This window comes from Streptomyces sp. NPDC101234 (assembly GCF_044767525.1).
GTDB lineage: Bacteria > Actinomycetota > Actinomycetes > Streptomycetales > Streptomycetaceae > Streptomyces > Streptomyces sasae.
Genome location: NZ_JBIWOA010000028.1, coordinates 67,958 through 83,537 on the forward strand (window position 1 = coordinate 67,958; position 15,580 = coordinate 83,537).

Here is a 15,580-nt window from a genome sequence, read left to right on the forward strand (position 1 = left end):
CGGTCCTCTCTGGACAAAGGGTGTTACGGGTGCAGCTGGATGTGCGCTGAGGCGGGTCGATCGGATACCAAGGCCCCATGGCGGTCTTCGTCGCGCTCGGCGCGTTCCTGATGACGCTGGCCGGCGGCTGGACGGCACAGCGCGTGACCGACCGTCGCCACCTGGTCCTGGGCCTGGCCGGCGGTCTGATGCTCGGGGTGGTCGGCCTCGACCTGCTGCCGGAGGCGCTGCGCGCGGCCGGCCGCGAGATCTTCGGGGTGCCGGCCGCCCTGCTCCTGTTCGTGGCCGGATTCCTCCTGGCCCATCTGGTCGAACGGACCCTCGCCGCCCGCCAGGCCGCCCACGGCGGGGACGAGCACGACCATCACCGCGCGCCCGAGGTGGGCCTGACGGCGGCCGGCGCGATGGTCGGCCACAGCGCGATGGACGGCGTGGCGATCGGCGCGGCCTTCCAGGTGGGCGGCGGCATGGGCACGGCGGTCGCGCTGGCCGTGATCGCGCACGACTTCGCGGACGGCTTCAACACGTTCACCATCACGAGCCTGTACGGCAACGCGCGCCGCCGGGCGATAGGCATGCTGGTCGCGGACGCCTTCGCACCGGTCGTCGGTGCCCTGTCCACGATCTTCATCACCATCCCCGAGACCGTTCTCGGCGGCTATCTCGGCCTCTTCGGCGGCGTCCTGCTCTATCTGGCCGCCGCCGAGATCCTTCCCGAGGCCCACCACGAACACCCGGCCCGTTCGACGCTGCTGTGCACGGTGGCGGGCGCGGCCTTCATCTGGCTGGTGGTGGGCATCTCGGGCTGACGTCCGGCCGCTCACAACTTCCCGCCTCTGCCGCCGTCCCGGCGCGGCGGCGCGATGAGCGTGGACAGGTACGGCAGCGGGGAGCCGTCGAGCTCGGCGGCGGGCCGGATGGACTCCTCGTCCAGCCCCAGCGCCGACCCCCACACGGCGTCGTCGACCCGCCCGGTCTCCCGCAGCGCCTCCACGACCGCACCGGCCTGCCGCCCGAACTTGTACGCCACGACCGTCCCCGGCCCGCTCAGCGCGTCCTTGAGCACCGCGGCACCCGCCGTCACCGGGACGAGGGTCAGCGGCTCGGTGCCCTCGGTCAGTACGGCACCGGAGCGGGCGGCGAGATCCTGCATGGCGGTGATGCCCGGCACGGTCTCGACGACCACGTCCGGCACCAGCTCGGCGATGGTCTGCGCGAGGTAGGTGAAGGTCGAGTAGACGTTCGGGTCCCCGATCGTCGCGAAGGCGACCGATCCATGAGCCCGCAGCAACTCGGCGACCTTGGCACCCGCCGCGTCCCAGGCGGCCTCCCGCCGCCCCCGGTCACTGCGCTCGTTGAGCGCGAACACGACCCGGACGACCTTCTCCTGGCCGACGTAGTGCAGCACGGTCGCCTCGGCACGCCCGCGCTCCCCGGTGTCCATGACCGGCACCACCACGACATCGGCGGCGCGCAGCGCATTGACCCCCTTGACGGTCACCAGCTCGGGATCGCCGGGCCCCACGCCGACTCCGACCAACCTGTTGCTGCTCATGACGTCCGGCACCTCTCCACGAACCTTCGGGCCACACCGGGCTCGGACGCCCAGTGCGTGTGCAGATAACTCGCGTGCACACCCTGCTGTACAAAACCTTCGACATGCGGCCGGGGCGTACGCACACCCCACGCGGGTGCCGCCCCCGCCCCCGGCTCCACCACGGTCCGATGGAACTCGTGCCCCCGCATACGCGTCCCGGCGACCGCCAGCACACTGTCCCCGACGGCGACGGCGTCCCGGTACCCGAGAGTCAGCCGCTCCGACATCCGCGCACGCGCGTCGAGCACGCCGCACATGGGCAGCCCGTCGAGCTCCCGGCACAGATAGAGCAGCCCGGCACACTCGGCGGCGACGGGAGCGCCGCGCTCGGCGAGTGCGGCGATCTCCTTCCGGAGCGCCTCGTTGGCCGACAGCTCACCGCCGTACACCTCGGGGAACCCACCCCCGATGACCAACCCGCGCGTCCCCTCGGGGAGTCGCTCATCCCGAACCGGATCGAACGCGACGACTTCGGCCCCGGCGGCGACAAGCAACTCGGCATGCTCCGCATAGGAGAAGGTGAAAGCCGCCCCACCCGCCACCGCGACCACAGGCCCGGTCCGCGCCCCTTCCAGCCTGTCTGGGGGTCCCCCCTCTGGGGGAGTTTGAGGACGAGGCCGTTCAGGCCGAAGCGGGGGTCCGGGGGCGGCAGCCCCCGAAGACGGGGTCGAAGGGGCAGCGCCCCTGGAGGATGGGACGGGTAGGGGCGGCGGGGGCGAGGAAACCAAGGCCTCAGCCGCATCCCAGGCCGCCGCCGACAACGCTCCCGCCCCCCGCGCCAGCCCCAGCAGCCCCTCCAGATCACACCCCCGCTCCACCTGCGCGGCCATCGCCGCCACCGCCTCGACCGCATCCCCCCGCCGCTCCGCCACCGGCACCAACCCCAGATGCCGCGACGGCGTATCCACCTGGGCCACCCGCCGCAGCACCCCGAACACCGGCACCCCGGCGGACTCCAGCGCCTCCCGCAGCAACTCCTCGTGCCGGTCCGACGCCACCTTGTTCAGGATCACGCCCCCGACCCGCACCTGCGGATCCCACGACGCGAACCCGTGCACCAGCGCCGCCACCGACCGCGACTGCGACGACGCGTCCACGACCAGCACCACCGGCGCGCGCAGCAGCTTCGCCACATGAGCCGTGGAGGCCAACTCGCCTTCGCCCGCGGCCCCGTCGTACAGCCCCATCACACCCTCGACGACGGCCAGATCGCAGCCGCGCGCACCGTGCGCGAACAGCGGGCCGATCAGCTCCGGCCCGCACAGGTACGCGTCGAGGTTCCGCCCCACCCGCCCGGTGGCGAGCGAGTGGTACCCGGGGTCGATGTAGTCCGGTCCCACCTTGTGCGGAGACACGGCGAGCCCCCGCGCGGCGAACGCGGCCATCAACCCCGTGGCGACGGTCGTCTTGCCGCTGCCGGACGACGGCGCGGCGACGACCAGCCGTGGGACGGAAAGGGAACTCACCACGACCTCACCACTCGATGCCCCTCTGCCCCTTCTGCCCCGCATCCATCGGGTGCTTGACCTTGGACATGTCGGTGACGAGGTCGGCGAGGTCGACGAGCTTCTCGGGCGCGTTCCGCCCGGTGATCACGACATGCTGCGTCCCCGGCCGGTTGCGCAGCACCTCCACGACCTCATCGGTGTCCACCCACCCCCAGTGCATCGGGTACGCGAACTCGTCCAGCACGTACAGCTGGTACGTCTCGGCGGCGAGGTCCCGCTTGACCTGCTCCCAGCCCTCCCGGGCCTTCTCCTCGTTGTCCATCTGCGCGTCGCGCTGGACCCAGGACCAGCCCTCGCCCATCTTGTGCCAGTCGACGGTCCCGCCCTCGCCGGATGCGCCCAGCACCCGCAGCGCGTTCTCCTCGCCGACCTTCCACTTCGCCGACTTGACGAACTGGAACACCCCGATGGGCCACCCCTGGTTCCAGGCCCGCAGCGCGAGCCCGAAGGCGGCGGTCGACTTCCCCTTTCCGATCCCCGTGTGCACCACGACGAGCGGCCGGTTGCGCCGCTGCCGGGTCGTCAGACCGTCGTCGGGCACCACACTCGGCTGTCCCTGCGGCATTACGCGGCCCTCCTCGAACGACCCTGAACGTCCTTCACCAGCCCGGCGATCGAGTCCGCCCGCAACTCGTCCAGCGTCACCGCCGTACCGCCCAGTTCACCCGCGAGCTGCCCGGCGAGCCCCAGCCGCACCGGCCCCGACTCGCAGTCCACGACCACGGAGGCGACCCCCTCGGCCGCGAACAGCCGGGCCGCCCGGCCGGCGAGCTCGACCGGCTCCGGACCGCCGGTGGCCCGCCCGTCCGTCACGACCACGACCAGCGCCCGCCGCGCGGGATCCCGCAGCCGCTCCACCCGCAGCACGTCGTGCGCCTTCAGCAGCCCGGCGGCCAGCGGGGTACGCCCGCCGGTGGGCAGCGACTCCAGCCGGACGGCGGCCGCGTCCACCGACGAGGTCGGCGGCAGCGCCACCTCGGCGGCCGACCCCCGGAAGGTCACCAGACCCACCTTGTCCCGCCGCTGGTAGGCGTCGAGCAGCAGCGACAGCACAGCGCCCTTCACGGCACTCATCCGCTGCCGCGCCGCCATCGACCCGGAGGCGTCCACCACGAACAGCACGAGGTTGCCCTCGCGCCCCTCCCGGGTCGCCTGCCGCAGATCGTCCCGGCGCAGCACCAGCCCCGGCCCGGACCGCCCGCGCGCCCGCTGATGCGGGGCCGCGGCCTGTACGGTCGCCGCCAGATGCAGCTTGGTCAGGGTGCCCCGGGGCCGCCGGGCCCCTGTGGTCCGCCCGTGCTCGGTCCGCGCCCGCGAACGCCGCCCGGCGGCCCCCTCACCGATCCCGGGCACGCTCAGCACCTTGGTCCGGAACGGCTCGGCGGCCCGTACGGCGGACTGCTCGCCCGCCCCGGAGGCCTGCGGCTCACCGCCCTCGCCCTCCTCGGGCCGCGCACCGCTGTCCCCGCCCCGCGGACCCTCGTCCGGGGCCGGCTGCCCGCCTCCACCGCCCGGCCCGCCGGGGTCGGGATCCGTGTCGTCCTCGTCCTCGCCGGAGAACTCCTCCAGCGTCTGGTCCAGCTTGTCCTCGTCGAGTCCCGGCGCGTCGAAGGGGTTACGGCGCCTGCGGTGCGGCAGCGCGAGCAGCGCGGCCTGCCGTACGTCCTCCGCCAGCACATCCGTCCGCCCGGCCCACGCGGCCAGCGCGGTCGCCGTCCGCGCCATCACGATGTCGGCGCGCATCCCGTCGACCTCGAAGGCCGCACAGGTCGCCGCGATCTGCCGCAACGCCCCGTCGCCCAGCCGCACCGACGGCAGCAACTCCCGTGCCGCCACGATCCGTTGCCGTACGGCGGTCTCCTCGTCGGCCCAACGCGCCGCGAAACCGGCCGGATCGTCGTCGTACGCGAGCCGCCGCCGTACGACCTCCACCCGCTGGTCGGGCTCGCGAGAGGCGGCCACCTCCACCGTCAGGCCGAACCGGTCGAGCAACTGCGGCCGCAGTTCGCCCTCTTCGGGGTTCATGGTGCCGACGAGCAGGAACTTCGCGGCGTGCCGCACCGACACGCCCTCGCGTTCCACGTACGACGCGCCCATCGCGGCCGCGTCCAGCAGCAGGTCGACGAGGTGGTCGTGGAGGAGGTTGACCTCGTCGACGTAGAGGATGCCCCGGTGGGCGTCGGCCAGCAGGCCCGGCTCGAAGGCCTTCACGCCTTCCGCCAGGGCCCGTTCGATGTCCAGCGCGCCCACGAGCCGGTCCTCGGAGGCGCCCACCGGAAGCTCGACCATCCGCGACGGACGGGACTCGAAGGCGCCGGGCTCGTGCGGACCGTCCGGGCAGGCCGGGTCCGGAGCGGCCGGGTCGCAGGAGAAGCGGCAGCCGGCGACCACGTCCACGGCCGGCAGCAGCGCCGAGAGGGCGCGTACGGCCGTGGACTTGGCGGTGCCCTTCTCGCCGCGCACCAGCACGCCGCCGACCGCCGGGGAGACGGCGTTCAGCAGCAGCGCGAGCCGCAGGTCGTCCTGGCCGACGACGGCGGTAAAGGGGAAGGGGGTGCTCACTGGTCGTCGCCCTCCAAGTCGCCTTCCAGCTCCAGATAGGTGGCGCGCAGCCGCTCCAGGGTGTCCGCGTCCGGCTCGGCCCACAGGCCCCGGTCGGCGGCCTCCAGGAGCCGTTCGGTGATCCCGCGCAGCGCCCACGGGTTGGACTTCTTCATGAAGTCCCGGTTCTCCGCGTCGAAGACGTACTCCGCGCTGAGCTTCTCGTACATCCAGTCGTCGACCACGCCCGCCGTGGCGTCGTAGCCGAAGAGGTAGTCGACGGTCGCCGCCATCTCGAAGGCGCCCTTGTAGCCGTGCCGGCGCATGGCCGCCATCCAGCGCGGGTTGACCACCCGAGCCCGGAAGACCCGGTGCGTCTCCTCTCCCAGCGTCCGGGTCTTCACCTGGTCCGGCGTGGCCGAATCGCCCACGTAAGCCTCGGGGTTGGCGCCGGTCAGATGGCGCACCATGGCGACCATGCCGCCGTGGTACTGGAAGTAGTCGTCGGCGTCGACGAGGTCGTGCTCGCGGGTGTCCACGTTCTTCGCGGCGACGGCGATCCGCTTGAACGCGGTCTCCATGTCCCCGCGCGCCGCCCGCCCGTCGAGCCCGCGGCCGTAGGCGTAGCCGCCCCACACCGCGTACACCTCGGCGAGGTCGGCGTCGGACCGCCAGTTGCGGGCGTCGATCAGCGGCAGCAGACCGGCGCCGTACGCCCCCGGCTTGGAGCCGAAGACACGGGCGGTCGCGCGCCGCCGGTCGCCGTGCTCGGCGGTGTCCTCGTCGGCGTGGGCCTTCACGTAGTTCCGCTCGGCGGGCTCGTCCAGTTCGGCGACCCTGCGCACCGCGTCGTCGATCAGCCCGACCACGTGCGGGAACGCGTCCCGGAAGAAGCCCGAGATCCGGACCGTGACGTCGATGCGAGGCCGGCCCAGCTCGTCGAGGGGGATCACCTCGAAGCCGGTGACGCGCCGCGAGGCCTCGTCCCACACCGGACGGCAGCCCAGCAGCGCCAGGATCTCGGCGATGTCGTCGCCCTGGGTGCGCATCGCGGACGTGCCCCAGACCGTCAGGCCGACGGACTTCGGGTACTCGCCGGTGTCCTGGAGGTAGCGCTGCACGAGCGAGTCCGCGAGCGACTGGCCGACCTCCCAACTCAGCCGGGACGGAATGGCCTTGGGGTCGACCGAGTAGAAGTTCCGGCCGGTCGGGAGGACGTTGACCAGGCCACGGGTCGGGGAGCCCGACGGGCCGGCCGGGACGTAACCGCCGTCCAGGGCTTTCAGGATGTGCCCGATCTCGTCCGTGGTCCGGGCGAGGCGCGGTACGACCTCGTTGCAGGCGAACTCCAACACCGCGACAGCTTCCGGGAGTTCGCTGCCGACGACCTCGCGCACGAGCGCACGGCTCTCGGCGGCGGCCCACTCCCGCTGCTCCATGCCCTCCGCGACCCGGCGGCACAGCTGCTCCAGCAGGTCGATCGCGTCGGCCGCCGTACGGGACGGACCCTCGACGAGATCCGACAGCTCGACCGGCACCTTCACCGGCGCCCCCGGCTCGGCCAGCAACTCCTTCTCGACCAGACCGAAATGCGTGGCGAAGGCGGCGCGCAGCCCGGGCAGCGCGTTCGCCTGCCCGCCCCACACCTGCGAGGCCCGCAGCACGGCCAGTACGAGGTTCACGCGCGGCTCGCCGACCGGCCCGCCGCCGAGAATGTGCAGGCCGTCGCGGATCTGCACATCCTTGATCTCGCACAGATAGCCGTCGATGTGCATGACGAACTCGTCGAAGTCGCCGTCGTCCGGCTGCTCGTCCACATGCAGGTCGTGGTGGAGCTCGGCCGCCTTGACCAGCGTCCAGATCTGCGCCCGTACGGCCGGCGCCTTGGCCGGGTCCAGGTCGGAGACGAGCGCGTACTCGTCGAGCAGCTGCTCCAGCTTGGCGAGGTCGCCGTAGGTGTCGGCACGGGCCATCGGCGGCACCAGGTGGTCGACGACCGTGGCGTGCCCGCGCCGCTTGGCCTGGGTGCCCTCGCCGGGGTCGTTGACGATGAACGGGTAGATCAGCGGCAGCTCGCCGAGGACCGCGTCCGGCGCGCAGCCGGCGCTCAGGCCGAGCCCCTTGCCCGGCAGCCACTCCATGGTGCCGTGCTTGCCCATGTGCACGATCGCGTCCGCGCCGAAGGAGTTGTCCAGCCAGCGGTAGGCGGCCATGTAGTGGTGCGACGGCGGCATGTCGGGGTCGTGGTAGATCGCGATCGGGTTCTCGCCGAAGCCGCGCGGCGGCTGGATCATGACGACGACGTTCCCGAACTGGAGGGAGGCGAGCACGATGTCGTCGCCGTCCACGTACAGGTTGCCCGGCGGTTCGCCCCACGCCTCCGTCATCGCGTCCCGCAGCTCCGGATCGAGCTTCTCGAACCACGCCCGGTAGTCCGCGAGCGGCACCCGGGCGGGCGCGGAGGCCAGCTGCTCCTCGGTCAGCCACTCGACGTCGTGTCCGCCGGCCTCGATGAGACGGTGGATCAACTCGTCGCCGCCGGAGGGGTATTCGGAGACTCCGTAACCGGCCGCCTTGAGGGCGTCAAGGACGCGCACCGCAGAAGCAGGGGTATCGAGGCCGACCGCGTTGCCGACCCGGGAGTGCTTGGTCGGGTACGCGGTGAAGACCAGCGCGACCTTCTTCTCGGCGTTCGGCTTGTGCCTGAGCCGGGCGTGCCGTACGGCGATTCCGGCGACGCGTCCGGCCCGCTCCGGGTCGGCGACGTACACCGGGACGTCGTCCGGGCCCTGCTCCTTGAAGGAGAAGGGGACCGTGATCAGCCGTCCGTCGAACTCCGGGATCGCGACCTGCATCGCCGCGTCCATGGGGGAGAGGGCGGCGTCCGACTCGGCCCAGGTGCTGTGCGAGGAGGTGAGGCAGAGTCCTTGCAGGACGGGAATGTCGAGGTCGGCGAGGGCGCCGATGTCCCAGGCCTCCTCGTCACCGCCCGCCGAGGCCTGGGAGGCGTGGGTGCCGCCCGCGGCCAGGACGGTGGCCACCAGCGCGTCGGCGCCCGCGAGGATCTCGTACAGCCCGGCGTCCGCCCCGCGCAGTGAACCGCAGTACACCGGGAGGGCGTTGGCGCCGTGCGCCTCGATCGCGTCGCACAGGGTGTCCACGAAGGCGGTGTTGCCGCTGAGTTCATGGGCCCGGTAGAAGAGCACGCCGACGGTCGGGCGGCCTTCGGCCAGGGGACGCTCGCCGTGGACGCCGTACTCCGGCATCTTCTGCGGCTCGTCGAACCCCTCACCGGTCAGCAGCACGGTGTCGGACAGGAACCGGGACAGCTCCAGCAGGTTCGCGGGCCCGCCCTCGACGAGGTACCTGAGGGCCTCGGCCACCACACCGGCCGGCACCGACGACTCCGCCATCAACTCGGCGTCCGGCACCGCCTCGCCGCCGAGCAGCACGGTCGGGATCCCGGCGGCCTTCAGCACGGCGAGCCCGTCCTCCCAGGCGCGCTTGCCGCCGAGCAGCCGTACGACGGCGATGTCCGCGCCCTCGACGAGCGCGGGCAGCTCCTCCGTGACGTCGACGCGCGTCGGATTGCCGATCCGGTAGTCGGCACCGGAGGCGGCCCGGGCCGCCAGCAGATCGGTGTCGGCGGTCGACAACAACAACACTGTGCTCATGCGGGCGCTCCCGGTGGAATGAAAGGCAGTCCTTGCGGCGCGCCCGACTCGATGAGCCGCCAGAGCGCGTCCGTGTCCGCGTGCTGTTCGATCAGGTCGCCGAGCCGGTCGAGCTGCTCCTCGCGCAGCGCGGCGAACGAGGTGTCGGGGGCCGGCACGAACCGGCGGCCCGCGGCGGCCGCCACCTCGCGCAGAAAGGCCCGCCGGAAACCGTCCGACTCCAGGGAGCCGTGCCAGTGGGTGCCCCAGGTCTGCCCGACCCGGCAGCCGTCCAAGAAGGGCTCCCCGCCGGTGACTTCGGCGACCCCGTGGTGGATCTCGTACCCCTCGACCCGCTCGCCGAGGGCCTCCCCGACGGGCCGGGTGAGTGTCTTCTCGCGGGCGAACCGGACGCGTACGGGCAGGATCCCCAGCCCGTCCACCTGCCCCCGCCGGCTCTCGACGTCGTCCTCGATGTGCTCGCCGAGGATCTGGAAGCCACCGCAGATGCCGAGGACCGGCCGCTGCTCGGCGGCCCTGCGCCGCAGCGCGTCCGCGAGGCCGCGCTCCCGCAGCCACTCCAGGGCCCGGACCGTCCCCCGGGTCCCCGGGACCACCACGAGATCGGCGTCGGCCAGCTCCTCCGGCCGGTCCACGAACCGCACCACGACACCGGGTTCGGCGGCCAGCGCGTCCACGTCCGTGAAGTTGGACATCAGCGGGATGGCGCACACGGCGACCCGCAGCACGTCCTCGCCGACGGGCGGGGCGGTGTTCGACTCACGGACGGTCCCGCGCAGGGAGACCCGGAGCCCGTCCTCCTCGTCGATGCCGAGGCCGTGCCGGAAGGGGAGGACGCCGTACGTCTGTCGTCCTGTCAGCCCGTGCAGCATGTCGAGGCCGGGCTCCAGCAGGGAGACGTCGCCGCGGAACTTGTTGACGAGGAACCCGGCGACGAGGGCCTGGTCCTCCGGCGAGAGCAGGGCGACGGTGCCGAAGAACGACGCGAACACGCCCCCGCGGTCGATGTCGCCCACCACCAGCACGGGGAGCCGCGCGTTGCGCGCGATCCCCATGTTCACGATGTCGGTCCGGCGCAGATTGATCTCGGCCGGACTGCCCGCCCCCTCACAGATCACCGCGTCATACGTGCCCCGCAACTCGGCGAGACAGTCGAGCACGGTCCCGAGCAGCTTCTGCTGCCGCCCGCCGTGGTATCCGCGCGCGCTCAGCTCACCGACCGGCTTGCCCAGCAGCACGACCTGACTGCTCTGCTCGCCACCGGGCTTGAGCAGCACGGGGTTCATCAGCGCGGTCGGCTCGACCCGGCAGGCCTGCGCCTGCATGGCCTGCGCCCGCCCGATCTCGGCCCCCTCGCGCGTCACGAAGGAGTTGAGGGACATGTTCTGCGCCTTGAAGGGCGCGACCTTGACGCCCTGTCGCACCAGCCACCGGCAGATACCCGCGGTGACGACACTCTTGCCGGCGTCCGAGGTGGTGCCGGCGACGAGAAGACCACCGTTCATGACGTACGTCCCTTCCGTCCCTTCGCGGCGAGGCGCGCGGCGACGGTCACGCCGAGCGCGAGCAGACCGACACGACGGGAGAGCCGTACCGCCCGCCGGATGTCCGCGACCTCCACGGCCCGCCCCTGCGTGTTCAGCACGGGCCGGTGCTCGACCCGTCCCGCATACGACAACGTCCCCCCGAGCCGCACCCCCAACGCCCCCGCGAACGAAGCCTCCACGGGCCCCGCGTTGGGACTCGGATGCCTGGCCGCGTCGGCCCGCCAGGCCCGTACGGCTCCACGGGCATCCCCACCGGCGGCCGTCGCCAGCACGGCCGTCAGCCGCGCCCCCGGCCACCCGGCGACGTCGTCCAGCCGTGCGGAAGCCCACCCGAACCGCCGGTACCGGGCCGACCTGTGCCCGACCATGGCGTCCAGGGTGTTGACGGCGCGGAACCCCACCAGCCCCGGCACACCGGCCAGGGCTCCCCACACCAGCGCGCCCACGACCGCGTCACTGGTGTTCTCGGCGACGGACTCCACGACGGCACGGGCGATCCCGTCGGCGTCCAGGGCCTGCGGATCCCGTCCGCACAGATGCGGCAGCCGGGCACGGGCGGCCTCGACGTCCCCCGCCTCCAGGGCCCGCCCGATGGTCCGCGCCTCGCGCGCGAGCGACGTCCCGCCGACAACCGCCCATGTGGCAGCGGCGGTCAGCGCGACGGAAGCGGTGGTCGACGGTCGTACGACCCGCTGGGCCACGGCCCCCAGAGCCACGGCGCCGCCGGCGCACACGGCGGTGTGCAGAGCGCCCCACCCGCGATCGTCCCGCCACAGCACCTTTTCCACGGCCCCGGCCGCCCGTCCGAACACGGCGACCGGATGCCCCCGGCGCGGATCGCCGAGCAGCAGATCACCGAGAAGGCCGGCGGCGGCGCCGTACGCGAAGACGCGATCGGCACCCATCGGCTCAGCCGGCCGTGGGGTCGGGGACGAGCCGGGTACTGAACCTCGATCGGCAGCCGCACATGGCGTTATGTCCTCACTCAGGGTGTCCGCGCCCTGGTTCGACGAGACCGGCGGTGAGAGTTCCTGGCTCCCGGGGCTACCTACCCCGGTGACAGTGGCGGGACCGCGCCGGATTCACACCGGCTTCCTCTCTTGCCGCCGTACATGGCTCCGGCAGTCCACCATGCCCCCGGAAGACCCGTCAACTTGCCGTTGACCTGCGAGGGGAGAGTGTGCGAAGGCCCACATCGGGTGCCCTGCGGGGCTCCTGGGACATGCCGAAGGCTCCTTCCCGAGCGGGTCGGGGAGGAGCCTTGTCGGTCGTGTCCGGGTCTCGGCGGCGACGGTCCCGGTCAGGCCTTCGCCACGATCAGGTGGATGCCGTACGCCACAGCTGCCGCGCAGGCCGCGAAGCAGACGTAGGCGGCCGTCACGGCCAGGGCCGCGGAGTTGCCCTGGGCCGTGGCGCGGGCGCGGGCGGAGAGGCCCTTGATGCCGAGGGTGAAGAGGGCCACCAGGCCCACGGTGGCCACGAGGCTGACGCCGAAGACGGAGCCGATGGCTGCCCAGTCGATGCTCATGTTGGTTCTTCCTCGGGGTCAGACGGTGGCGGCCGGGTCGGTCGCGGCAGCGGCGGCGGGGGAGGGGATGGTGGCCGTGAGGCCGTCGGTCACCGGGCCCGCGGGCGGGGGAGTGACCGCGGCGATCGCCGTGGTGACCACGCCGGCCGGTTCCTCGGCCGCGGTGTCGTTGACGTTGGCGCTGTCCACGACCTCGCGGCGGGAGAGCTTCCAGATCGCCGCGCCGGCGGCCACCAGGAAGACGCCGACGGCCGCCGTGCCCCAGTCGCCGAGGTCCGTCACGGACTCGGCGAGCGCGCCGACCAGTGCGGCCGCCGGGAGGGTGAGCACCCAGGCGACGAGCATGCGGGTCGCGGTGGACCAGCGGACGGTGCCGCCCTTGCGGCCCAGGCCCGCGCCCATCACCGAACCGGAGACGACGTGCGTGGTGGAGAGGGAGAAGCCGAGGTGGGAGGAGGCCAGGATGGCGGTGGCCGCGCTGGTCTGGGCGGCGAAGCCCTGCTGCGGCTGAAGGTCGGTCAGGCCCTTGCCCATGGTGCGGATGATGCGCCAGCCGCCGATGTAGGTGCCGAGCGCGATGGCCAGACCGGCGGAGAGGATGACCCAGGTGGGAGGGTTCGAGCCGGGGGCGATGGAACCGCCCGCGATCAGCGCGAGGGTGATGATGCCCATCGTCTTCTGCGCGTCGTTGGTGCCGTGCGCGAGCGAGACCAGGCCGGCGGAGGCGATCTGGCCGGCGCGGTAGCCCTTGCGGGTGGCCTCGTCGTCGGCGTTCTTCGAGAGCGCGTAGGAGAAGCGGGTGGAGAACATCGCCGCGAGACCCGCGACGACGGGGGCGGCGACCGCCGGGAGCAGGACCTTGGCGACGAGCACGTCGCCGTGGACGGCGCCGAACCCGGCGGAGGCGACGGTGGCGCCCACCAGACCGCCCATCAGGGCGTGCGACGAGCTGGAGGGCAGACCCACCAGCCAGGTCACCAGGTTCCAGAGGATGGCGCCGACCAGGGCGGCGAAGATGACCTCGGGACGAATGCCGTTCTCGTCGACGAGGCCCTTGGAGATCGTGTTGGCGACCTCCACGGAGAGGAAGGCGCCCACCAGGTTGAGCGCGGCGGACATGGCCACCGCGATCTTGGGCTTGAGCGCACCGGTCGAGATGGTTGTGGCCATCGCGTTGGCGGTGTCGTGGAAACCGTTCGTGAAATCAAACGCGAGTGCGGTTACCACCACAATCGCGAGGATCAGCGAGAAGTTTTCCATTTACCCAGGCAATCGTTCGAAGTCATTGGTTGTTGGACCGTAGGCAACCTGGGTGAACGGGAGGTGAACTGGGGTGGACTTGGGGGTGTCTATGACGGAGGGCCGTCATTCCGCTTACGGTCCGACGGCCCGGTCGCCGCTTGGCTGGTGGCCCTTGGCGAACGACCTCAGCCGGCTCGCCGACCCGTTGAAGAGATTCTGGTCACCCGGCAGGCTGCCGCTGTTGTCGTACTGCCAGAAGGTCCAGGACGACCATCCGGCCGGCAGCGCCCCGGCGTCCGCCGAGCCGTGCCGGGCGATCCACAGCGCGTGGTCGGCGGCGAAGGCGCTGCTGCCGCCGGTGCACAGGTTCCACCAGTGGGTGGTCGTGTAGATCACCGGCCGCCGGCCGGTCTCCCGGTGCAGTTCGTCGCTGAAGGACCTGATCCAGTCGACCATCCTGGCGCTGCTCATGCCGTAGCACTTGTGCTTCTTGTCGTACGGGTCGTACTCGACGTCGAGCGCGGGCGGCAGCGTCCAGCCGTCCGCGGTCCAGGTGCCGCCGTGGCTCACGAAGTACGCGGCCTGCTCGGCGCCCGACGACTTGTCCGGCAGGGCGAAGTGGTACGCGCCCCGCATGATCCCGGCGTCGCGTGCGCCCGCGTACTGCTGGTCGAAGTACGGGCTCTGGTAGGTGGTGGACTCGGTCGCCTTGATGTATACGAACTCGGCGCCCTTCGCCTTGACGCTCGGCCAGTCGATGTCCTTCTGGTGCGAGGAGACGTCATGCCCCCTCGGCAGGCTCCCGGCGGACGCCGGTGTCCCGGCGAACGCGATCGCGGTCCCCGCGGACGCGAGGGCGAGCGCCGCCACGGACGCCGCCAGGGTGCGGACGCGGACGCGGACGCGATGGCGATGGCGCCGACGGTGGTGGCGGGACGGAATGCGGTCACAGGCCATGTTTCCCCCCGGAATGGCAGCGTGTGCGAAAAATCGTCCAGAGATTATTGGAAGATCGGCGTATGATCGGCGATCTTCAGCCAAGGGTGGAGATAGAGCAGTTTGTGGCGATTTGCTCTCTACTGATCTCGGGATGTCCGGCCTAAAGTGCCCTCCCGTGCGGACCGGTTGGGGCGTCGGCTGACAGGATCGGGCCATGGGTGAGCAGTGGCGGGACGAGCGTGGCGGACGGGCCGGCCGGGGTGGCGAACAGGGTGTGCCGGAGCCGCGAAGGCGGGATGTGCGTGCGGAGGAGGCCGACGCCTGGCGGGAACTCGTCGCCACGGCCCGCCGCACGGTGACCGACGGACTCGTCGTCGGCACCTCCGGCAATGTCTCGGTCCGCGTCGGCGACACCGTGCTGGTCACGCCGTCGGGCGTGCCGTACGACCGGCTCGGCGCGGACGACGTGACGGGCGTGGACCTCACCGGCCGTCAGGTGCTCGGCGCCCTGGTCCCGACCAGCGAACTGCCCATGCATCTCGCCGTCTACGGCAGCACCGACGCCGAGGCCGTCGTCCACACCCACGCCGTCCACGCGACGGCCGTCTCGACCCTCGTCCCCGAACTTCCGGCGATCCACTACATGTCCGGGGCCCTCGGCGGCGCCGTCCGGGTTGCCCCTTATGCGACGTACGGCACCGAGGAGTTGGCCGAGAACATGCTCCGCGCCCTGACCGACCGCTCCGGCTGCCTCCTCCAGAACCACGGCACGATCACCTACGGCACGACCCTGACCCAGGCCTATGACCGCACCGCCCAGCTGGAGTGGATGTGCCGCCTGTGGCTGACGGCGTCCTCGGTGCCCGTCCTGACCCCGACCCTGCTGTCACCGGAACAGCTGGCGGAGGCTCGGGAGAAGCTGCGGGGATACGGACAGAAGAAGGGGTGAGTCCGGGGGCGGGCCCTCCTGCCCGGCGCGCCCTCGGGTTTCCTCCGCTGGCCAC

Annotated in this window: 12 protein-coding genes and 1 riboswitch; of the genes, 2 read left to right on the forward strand and 10 right to left on the reverse strand. The window is 72.2% G+C overall.

Annotated elements, in window-relative coordinates; translation table 11 throughout:
- Positions 1-77 precede the first annotated feature (77 nt).
- Entirely contained in the window at positions 78-809 is a 732-nt protein-coding gene (locus ACIRR9_RS39255; protein ID WP_365337321.1) for a ZIP family metal transporter, read from the forward strand.
- Positions 810-820: 11 nt separating this feature from the next.
- Here ACIRR9_RS39255 and cobI read toward each other — a convergent pair whose 3' ends face one another.
- The 10 genes from cobI to ACIRR9_RS39305 all read right to left on the reverse strand — a co-directional run bounded on the left by cobI (position 821) and on the right by ACIRR9_RS39305 (position 14,594).
- Positions 821-1,567 (reverse strand): precorrin-2 C(20)-methyltransferase, encoded by a 747-nt coding sequence (gene cobI / locus ACIRR9_RS39260; RefSeq protein ID WP_365337319.1) that lies wholly within the window; start codon positions 1,565-1,567, stop codon positions 821-823.
- Positions 1,552-3,108, reverse strand: a complete 1,557-nt coding sequence (locus ACIRR9_RS39265) for a cobyrinate a,c-diamide synthase (protein ID WP_403762404.1) — start codon at positions 3,106-3,108, stop codon at positions 1,552-1,554. Before ACIRR9_RS39265 ends, cobI begins: the two co-directional genes overlap by 16 nt.
- Positions 3,071-3,670 carry a cob(I)yrinic acid a,c-diamide adenosyltransferase gene (cobO, locus tag ACIRR9_RS39270; protein WP_403762407.1) on the reverse strand — a complete coding sequence of 200 codons (600 nt, stop codon included), beginning with the start codon at positions 3,668-3,670 and terminating at the stop codon, positions 3,071-3,073. The genes ACIRR9_RS39265 and cobO overlap by 38 nt, the downstream gene beginning before the upstream one ends.
- Positions 3,670-5,667 carry a putative cobaltochelatase gene (locus tag ACIRR9_RS39275; protein WP_403762410.1) on the reverse strand — a complete coding sequence of 666 codons (1,998 nt, stop codon included), beginning with the start codon at positions 5,665-5,667 and terminating at the stop codon, positions 3,670-3,672. The genes cobO and ACIRR9_RS39275 overlap by 1 nt, the downstream gene beginning before the upstream one ends.
- Positions 5,664-9,320: a cobaltochelatase subunit CobN gene (gene cobN / locus ACIRR9_RS39280; protein WP_403762413.1), complete on the reverse strand. Its 3,657-nt coding sequence runs from the start codon at positions 9,318-9,320 to the stop codon at positions 5,664-5,666. The genes ACIRR9_RS39275 and cobN overlap by 4 nt, the downstream gene beginning before the upstream one ends.
- The gene (locus ACIRR9_RS39285) at positions 9,317-10,825 is read right to left on the reverse strand and encodes a cobyric acid synthase (protein ID WP_403762416.1); all 1,509 of its coding nucleotides are present in this window, start codon (positions 10,823-10,825) and stop codon (positions 9,317-9,319) included. The genes cobN and ACIRR9_RS39285 overlap by 4 nt, the downstream gene beginning before the upstream one ends.
- Positions 10,822-11,772 (reverse strand): cobalamin biosynthesis protein, encoded by a 951-nt coding sequence (locus tag ACIRR9_RS39290; RefSeq protein ID WP_403762419.1) that lies wholly within the window; start codon positions 11,770-11,772, stop codon positions 10,822-10,824. Before ACIRR9_RS39290 ends, ACIRR9_RS39285 begins: the two co-directional genes overlap by 4 nt.
- Before the next feature lie 99 nt (positions 11,773-11,871).
- Positions 11,872-12,014, reverse strand: a riboswitch (cobalamin riboswitch).
- Positions 12,015-12,167: 153 nt separating this feature from the next.
- The gene (locus ACIRR9_RS39295) at positions 12,168-12,395 is read right to left on the reverse strand and encodes a hypothetical protein (protein WP_365337305.1); all 228 of its coding nucleotides are present in this window, start codon (positions 12,393-12,395) and stop codon (positions 12,168-12,170) included.
- A gap of 18 nt (positions 12,396-12,413) precedes the next feature.
- On the reverse strand, positions 12,414-13,655 hold the full coding sequence (locus ACIRR9_RS39300; RefSeq protein ID WP_403762422.1) for an anion permease: 1,242 nt from the start codon (positions 13,653-13,655) through the stop codon (positions 12,414-12,416).
- Between the two features lie 114 nt (positions 13,656-13,769).
- On the reverse strand, positions 13,770-14,594 hold the full coding sequence (locus ACIRR9_RS39305; RefSeq protein WP_403762425.1) for a lysozyme: 825 nt from the start codon (positions 14,592-14,594) through the stop codon (positions 13,770-13,772).
- 196 nt (positions 14,595-14,790) lie between these two features.
- On the opposite strand from ACIRR9_RS39305, the gene ACIRR9_RS39310 reads away from it, so the two are divergent.
- Positions 14,791-15,525, forward strand: a complete 735-nt coding sequence (locus ACIRR9_RS39310) for a class II aldolase/adducin family protein (RefSeq protein WP_403762428.1) — start codon at positions 14,791-14,793, stop codon at positions 15,523-15,525.
- Positions 15,526-15,580 lie beyond the last annotated feature (55 nt).